Source organism: Mesorhizobium sp. M2C.T.Ca.TU.002.02.1.1 (assembly GCF_003997225.1).
In genome coordinates, this window is the sequence record NZ_RZTO01000932.1 from 1 (window position 1) to 2,201 (window position 2,201).

Consider the following 2,201-nt stretch of genomic DNA (forward strand, 5'->3'; position numbering starts at 1 on the left):
CGTTGAAGCGCACGCAGCGCGAGAAATGCCCCTCATGGCCCTCGACCGGGATCATCGGGATTTCCGCCGCGTTGCAGACGCCCTCGACGAAATGGTGGCAGCGCGGCCCGAAATTGCAGCCCTTCGGCCGCTCATGCGGCAGCGGCAACTGTCCGGGAATGGAGATCAGCGGCCGCGAATTCTTGTCGGCGCCGGGCAGCGGGATCGAGCGGAACAGCCCTTGCGTATAGGGGTGGCGCATCCGGTCGAACACGTCCTCGATCTTGCCGGTTTCGACCGCCTCGCCGGAATACATCACCGTGATCTTGTCGCAGGTCTCCAGGATGAGGCCGAGATTGTGCGAGACGAAGATCATCGAGGTGCCGAACTTCTCGCCGAGCCCCTTGACCAGCTCGACGATGCCGGCCTCGACGGTGACGTCGAGCGCGGTGGTCGGCTCGTCGAGCAGAAGCAGCGCCGGCTTCGACAACAGCGCCATGGCGATCACGATGCGCTGCTGCTGGCCGCCGGACAGCTGGTGCGGATAGGAGCGCATCATGCGCTCGGGATCGGGCAATTTCACCGCACGCACCATCTCCAGCGCGCGATTATACGCCTCTTCCTTCGATACCTTGTCGTGGATCAGCGGCACTTCCATCAGTTGCTGGCCGATCTTCATCGCCGGATTGAGGCTTGCCATCGGCTCCTGGTAGATCATGGCGATCTTGTTGCCGCGGATGGCGCGCAGCTCTTCGTCCGACATCTCGCCCATGTCCCTGCCCTGGAACTTGATGCGGCCGCCGACGATCTTTCCGATGTTGGAGAGGTCGCGCATGATGCCGAGCGACACGGTCGACTTGCCGCAGCCGGACTCGCCGACGATGCCCATCGCCTCGCCGGGCATGACCGTGCAGGAAAAATCCATCACGGCCGGTATCTCGCCCTTGCGGGTGAAGAAGGAGATCGAGAGGTTCTCGATCTCGATGATTGGTTGAGCCGGATTTCGAACTGCCTCGTTCATGGGTCGCTCCAATCCTAAATTGTTCCAGCAGGTAGGGCCTGAACCGCCACCATCAATCCTTCATCGACTGTTCGCGCAGCGAGTCCGCCAAAAGGTTCAGCCCCAGCACGAACGACATCAGGGCGATCGTCGGCGGCAGTGCCGGGTGGATGAAGGAACGCAACAGCCGGCTGGCGTCCTTGATCGCGGTGCCCCAGTCTGGGCTTTCCGGCGCCAGGCCCAGGCCGAAATAGCCGAGCGTCCCGAGCAGGATCGTCGTGTAGCCGATGCGCAGACAAGCATCGACGATCAGCGGGCCCCGCGCATTGGGCAGGATCTCCCACAGCATGATGTACCAGGGCGATTCACCGCGCGTCTGCGCCGCCGCCACATAGTCGCGTGTCTTGATGTCCATGGTCAGGCCGCGCACGATGCGGAACACGCCGGGGCTGGAGGCGAACACCACCGCCACGAAGATGTTGAGCTGGTTGGGATCGATATGGACGATGTGCAGCGGATCCTTGTCGAAGACCAGGCCCGCATAGATCCAGCCGCCCAAGACCAGCGTAATGCCGAGCAGTATATAGAGCCGGTCCGGCCGGTTCTTGTATCGGGTCCAGAACAGGACGCAGAAGAAGATGATCGGGAACAGGAAGAACAATCCCGCCATCGCATAGGGGATCGGCGTGTCCATGATGCCCGGCGTCACCAGGAGGTAGAACAACAGGATCACCGGGAAGGCCAGCACGAGATTGGCGAGGAACGACAGCAGCGTGTCGATCTTGCCGCCATAGTAACCGGCCGGCAGGCCAAGCGTGATGCCCACCATCAGCGCGAAGCCGGTGGCGGCCGGCGCAATGATCAGAACGATCTGGCTGCCATAGACCATGCGCGAGAACACGTCGCGGGCGAGCTTGTCGCCGCCGAAATAGTAGACGAGCTTCGACGCGGGTTCGATAGCGCCAGGCAGCGTATCCTTCATCACCGAGACCTGAGCCAGCGGGTCGAAGGGCGAGATGGTGGAGGCAAAGATCGCCGTGAACAGCCAGAACAGGCAGATGAAGACGCCGGCGATGCCGACGCCGCTGTCGAAGAGCTGGCCGTAGAGCCCGAGCTTCCGCCTGTAGGTGAAGCTCACGCCCATCACCAGGATGAGCGCCACCCAGACCGGCCAGAACCGCCAGAGCACGCCGAGAACGACATCGAAGGCGCTGATATATTC

Annotated in this window: 2 protein-coding genes; both read right to left on the reverse strand. The window is 62.5% G+C overall.

The features are described 5' to 3' along the window. On the reverse strand, positions 1-1,000 hold a 1,000-nt coding region (locus EOD07_RS31610; RefSeq protein ID WP_164772736.1), incomplete at its 3' end, for an ABC transporter ATP-binding protein. 52 nt (positions 1,001-1,052) lie between these two features. Next, positions 1,053-2,201, reverse strand: a 1,149-nt coding sequence (locus EOD07_RS31615) for an ABC transporter permease (RefSeq protein WP_206519621.1), incomplete at its 5' end; no start/stop codon positions are given.